Below are 4,473 nucleotides of genomic sequence, written 5' to 3'. Positions count from 1 at the left end.
CGAGAACGGCCTTGGCGGTCTGTCTGCCAGCGAACATAGGCGCAAGCGGGCAGGGTGCCGGCCTGGTGCGCGCTGATGTCCGGGGAGGAAGAGTGGGAGGACATCGAGGACTGGGGGCACGAGCGGGAAGCGTGGTTGCGAAGAGAAGTCGAACGAAATCACGGCAATCGAAGCGTTGCTGCCAGCTTTGGCGCTTGAAGGGGCGGTCGTGACGATCGATGCCATGGGCTGCCAGACGGCGATCGCCGCGCAGATTTCCGAAGGCGGTGGCGACTACGTCTTGGCGGCCAAAGACAAGCAGCCGAATCTGGCACGAGCGGTGCGCGATTTCTTTGCGACCCTGAACGCGCCGGGGCACTGCCGACGGAAGGTCTCGCTGCACGAGACCTTGGACAAGGGCCATGGCCGGATCGAGGCCCGGCCCTGTACCGCCGTCGGTGTACTCGACTGGCTCGATCTTCTTGGCCTGAAAGCGCGCTGGTCAAAGCTCGGATCGGTGGCCGCAGCGAATCGACGCGCGAGATCGGCGGCCGGGCCGAGACGGAAAAGCGCTACGTCATCAGTTCGCTCCCCGCCGATAGGCGCCGAATTCTGCATGCCGTGCGAACTTCAAGAATCCGGTGTTCATCGGTGTCGCCGCCTACAAGGGCAAGCACTTCGCCGGGGAGCACGACGCCATTCTGGATCAGGCCGTCTGGGAGCAGGTGCAGGCCAGGCCATGTTGGGACGTGGCGATCAAGATCAACGGGCTCGCCAGAACCGTCCCTCCCGAGCGCCCGCACTATTGACGGGCCTGATCTTCGCCGATGATGGTTGGGCGATGACACCGGGTGCCACCAACAAGGGCGACAAGGTCTATCGCTACTACGTAGCTACCGCCTCGATCAAGATCGGCAAGGGCGCTTGCTCGATATCTCGGGTTGCCGCAGGCGAGGTGGAGGCCGCCGTAATTGCCCAGGTCGGTAAAGTACTGCAAGCCCCCGAGGGGATGTCACAGGCCATTCGGGAAGTGGTGGCCCTTGATCCCATCGCCGATGAGCAAGAAACCATTCTGCTTCTACAATCCATCGGGCCGGTGTGGGACGAACTCTTCCCCACCGAGCCGGCCTGGGTCATTCACTTATTGGTGGAACGCGTCACCGTCAGTCCCACCGGTCTACGCATCGACATGAAGACTGCCGGCATCAAGGAATTCCATGTTCGCGCGAACCTTGAAGGGCACAAAATGGCTTCCTTCTGGAAGCTTGGTAGCTAATCGCATAGCTCGTTCGGCGACCGCTATTTCGCGGTGCCTGGAGAGGGCTAAATATCCTGCGCCGCGCCCTTCCTGTTGTCGGCGGCCCGGGTGGACTCTTCGGAAAGCGGCGTTGTCCCGGTCATCGCGATAAGGGGTTCGCGCGTTGCTCAAGGATATCGACATACACGGGACCCGCATGAAACGTCTACTTTTCGCCGCCGCAATGATCGTCTCGATGGCGCCTGCGCTGTCCTCCGACCTTGGCGTATCGGTAAGCATCGGCCAACCGGGATTCTATGGTCGCATCGATATTGGCGGTTATCCACCGCCGCAACTGATCTACTCGCAGCCGATGATCATCGAGCGGGTACCGGTCAGGCGCCCGCCGATCTACCTGAACGTGCCCCCCGGCCACGCCAAGCACTGGAGCAAGAATTGCCACAAGTACAACGCCTGTGGACAGCAGGTCTACTTTGTCCAGAACAACTGGTACAACCGCGAATACGTCCCCTACTACCAGCAAGAGCAGCGCTATCGCCGCGAGGACTATCGCCAGGATTACCGACGGGACGACCGCTATGACCAGGGTGACGAGCGCTGGGATGATCATCGTGGTAAGCCGCAAAAAGACAAGGGTCACGGCAAGAATGGTCGCCATGGCGGCAATCGCCAGGATTAACGATCGCTACCGGCGGTAAGGTTCGGCCCCGAACCCGGGCGCTTGCGCCAGCCGCGCTTCGACATCAGCACCGCCCACTCCCGAACATCGCGAGCTGGATAGTCGCACCGGCAATCAGCTCCGGGAAGGGCGCGGTGACCCCCAACTTCGCCGGAGTGAGACCATGAACAAAAGCGGATCCTTGATTGTCGGGCTGACGATGATCGCATCGCTGCTGATGACGGCTTGCGTCGTCAGGCCGCCGGGCCCTTACTACGGGGAAGCGGTGCGGGTTGCACCGCCGCCGCCGCAGTACGAGTATCCGGGCTATCCGCCGTTTACCGACCATGTCTGGATATCGGGTTACTGGGGCTGGGGTGGGGCCCGCTACGCGTGGGTGCCCGGCCGTTGGGAAGCGCCTCGTCGTGGTTACCTTTGGGTTCCGCATCGCTGGGAACGCAGTGGCGACTCCTGGCATCAGTCCGGCGGCCGCTGGGAAAACGATGCGCGGCCCCGACCGGCGCCAGCACCGCGCATGGAGGCGCAGCCCATGCCCCGGCCGGAACGGGATAAGCCACCACGTCGGCAGTGGGAGGGGGAGCCTCAGAACTCCCGCAACGCGCAGCCGAGGAGCGAACAGCGGCCCGTCCCTTCTGTCGAGCGCGATAATGCTCCCGGCTATGCGCCACGCGACAACGGGCGGCCGGCCGCGAGCAATCCGGCGTTTCGCCCGGAGCGCGACAATGCCGCTCGGCCGGAAAGCCGTTCCGCTCCGGCTGCCGGGCCGTCACCCGAGCGACGCAGGGCTGGACGCGACGAACGCTCTCCCGATGACACCAGGGATGATTCGCGTTCCAGGCGTCGCCGGTCCGCAGACGATGGCCAAGGCTGAGCAGAAAATCACGCCCTGTCATTGAAAATGACAGGGCCCCGGACCATCGGGGTGGCCGCAACTTCCGCAGGGATTCGGCAGGCCGGCGGCACGCGAAGCCGTACTGGTAACAGCGGCAAAAGCTGACAGTTTCTTGTGCCGTTCGCTGCTGTGTCACTCTGGGCTCGGGCGTCGGTGAGGGCTGGCGTACCAGCTTCTCGAACTCCTTGCCACGGGCGGAACACGCGTACTCGTAGATGGGCCTTTGGCTACTCCTGATTGTGCCGTCGTGGAATTACGTTCGCTGCGGCTAGCGTGAATTTGTCCTCTGTATTCTGGCTCAACTTTGGCTAGAATACTGGCATGTCGAAGCAGATTCCGCCGCCAACACCGGCCATCAATCGCCTCAGAGCCGCTGCAGCTTTGATTCCCATCATTGAGTCGGGCTTGCTGGCCTCAAAGCTCTCCATCGAACGGGCTACACTTATGGCGTCGTTCTGCGAATGGACGGTAGAGCAACCTTCCGACGACCCGAACTTGGTCAAGCTGGCGGAAACTGTGGGTAGCGGTCTGAAACGGATCAAGATGGCGCTGTCCTCGGCCGGCTGAAACCTCGCAGCGATCGGTTTCGAAACAAGGGGGATTTTGCGCTGATACAATACCGGTCGCATTGCCCTCCAGATGGTCGACACCGGCCAGCTTCCGGCCAGAAGCAGGCCTTCGCGATAAAGTCCGTGAGAAATCTTCATGCCTGTAGCTATGCGCCAGGATTTGCTCGAAGGAGTAATCGATGATCGCGGCACTCTTTGCAGTCCTTGGGGGAGTATTCTTCTGGCTGGTTGTCGCTGCGATTAGATCCCGGGAAATCAAGGCGCGCGGGTGGGGGTTCAGCACGCGAACATACTCAAGAGACAGCCAGCCCTTCTGGTACTGGACTACTTTCTCGTCGTATTTGGTCTGCGCCGTCTGGGCGACATCTTTTGCCATTTTGGCAGCCAGGCATTCTGCTGGCTAATTCGTCAAAGCAAAGGACTTACCCCGGTGTCACTTAGTCCCTCGTTCAGCTCGAACCCAAGCGGCACCTGGAACGCCAGCCTAGCCAAAGCTTTAATGTCCGCATCGGACTGGAACGGGAAATAGCCTACCGTGGCGTCCTTGAACGGTGTCGGGCAGCAAGACTTCTTCGGCGATTTCCTGAGCGATCGCCGTTTCGATGTAGGCCTTGAAGAGGCAGCACTGCTCGGGAGGTGGAGACGCCATGCGCGTGCAGGAAGGCCATGATGCTGCAGATGACCTTCTGGTCGGCCCAGCCGGTGGTGATCTTTCTGCCGCGGAGTTCACCAATGCCGGCGATGTCGCGAAGGCGTTGCGGTGACTGTTCGATGATGTCGAACACCGCCGCACCGAAGGACTTGACCCGTTTTCCGGCATAGATGGGACCGATCTCCTTGACCATCCCTGAACCGAGGTAGCCCTCGATGCCCGTCGGCGTAGTCGGCGGGGAGATTCTGACGAACGCCGCGCGAAATTGCCGACCATGCTCGCGATCACTGACCCAGTTGCCGAAGCGGAAGCGTATTCGCCGGGAGAAACGACAGGAGCGTCAGGCATGGAAGGGTGTGGTCAGCCTACCGCACGCGGCGGCCCACTCGACTGTCAACAGGCACCTTCAATCCCGCCGGAGGGGCGCATCCGGCGGCCTGTTGA

General features: G+C 61.7%; 5 protein-coding genes and 2 pseudogenes. 6 read left to right on the top strand and 1 reads right to left on the bottom strand.

The annotated features are described in order from the left end of the window. Positions 1–54 precede the first annotated feature (54 nt). The 6 genes and pseudogenes from RUW20_RS21705 to RUW20_RS12510 all read left to right on the top strand — a co-directional run bounded on the left by RUW20_RS21705 (position 55) and on the right by RUW20_RS12510 (position 3,375). Positions 55–198, top strand: coding sequence for a transposase family protein (locus RUW20_RS21705; protein ID WP_409559357.1), 144 nt, complete (start codon positions 55–57; stop codon positions 196–198). Continuing rightward, positions 140–514: pseudogene (locus RUW20_RS21700) on the top strand (ISAs1 family transposase); the annotation flags it as partial. The gene RUW20_RS21705 and the pseudogene RUW20_RS21700, both read left to right, overlap by 59 nt. An 81-nt stretch (positions 515–595) precedes the next feature. Further along, positions 596–1,255: a recombinase zinc beta ribbon domain-containing protein gene (locus tag RUW20_RS21695; protein WP_409559358.1), complete on the top strand. Its 660-nt coding sequence runs from the start codon at positions 596–598 to the stop codon at positions 1,253–1,255. Between the two features lie 178 nt (positions 1,256–1,433). After that, positions 1,434–1,916, top strand: a complete 483-nt coding sequence (locus RUW20_RS12515; RefSeq protein ID WP_313952565.1) for a hypothetical protein — start codon at positions 1,434–1,436, stop codon at positions 1,914–1,916. A 163-nt stretch (positions 1,917–2,079) separates the two neighbouring features. After that, entirely contained in the window at positions 2,080–2,787 is a 708-nt protein-coding gene (locus RUW20_RS21690; RefSeq protein ID WP_409559356.1) for a YXWGXW repeat-containing protein, read from the top strand. A gap of 342 nt (positions 2,788–3,129) precedes the next feature. Further along, positions 3,130–3,375, top strand: coding sequence for a hypothetical protein (locus tag RUW20_RS12510; RefSeq protein WP_313952564.1), 246 nt, complete (start codon positions 3,130–3,132; stop codon positions 3,373–3,375). A 625-nt stretch (positions 3,376–4,000) separates the two neighbouring features. Here RUW20_RS12510 and RUW20_RS12505 read toward each other — a convergent pair. After that, positions 4,001–4,330 (bottom strand): annotated as a pseudogene (locus tag RUW20_RS12505) (ATP-dependent RecD-like DNA helicase); the annotation flags it as partial. Between the last annotated feature and the right edge of the window lie 143 nt (positions 4,331–4,473).

Origin of the sequence: Accumulibacter sp., assembly GCF_032229525.1 — a bacterium.
Lineage (GTDB): Bacteria > Pseudomonadota > Gammaproteobacteria > Burkholderiales > Rhodocyclaceae > Accumulibacter.
Note: the sequence above shows the minus strand (reverse complement) of the source record. Positions and strands in the feature narration are given on the sequence as shown.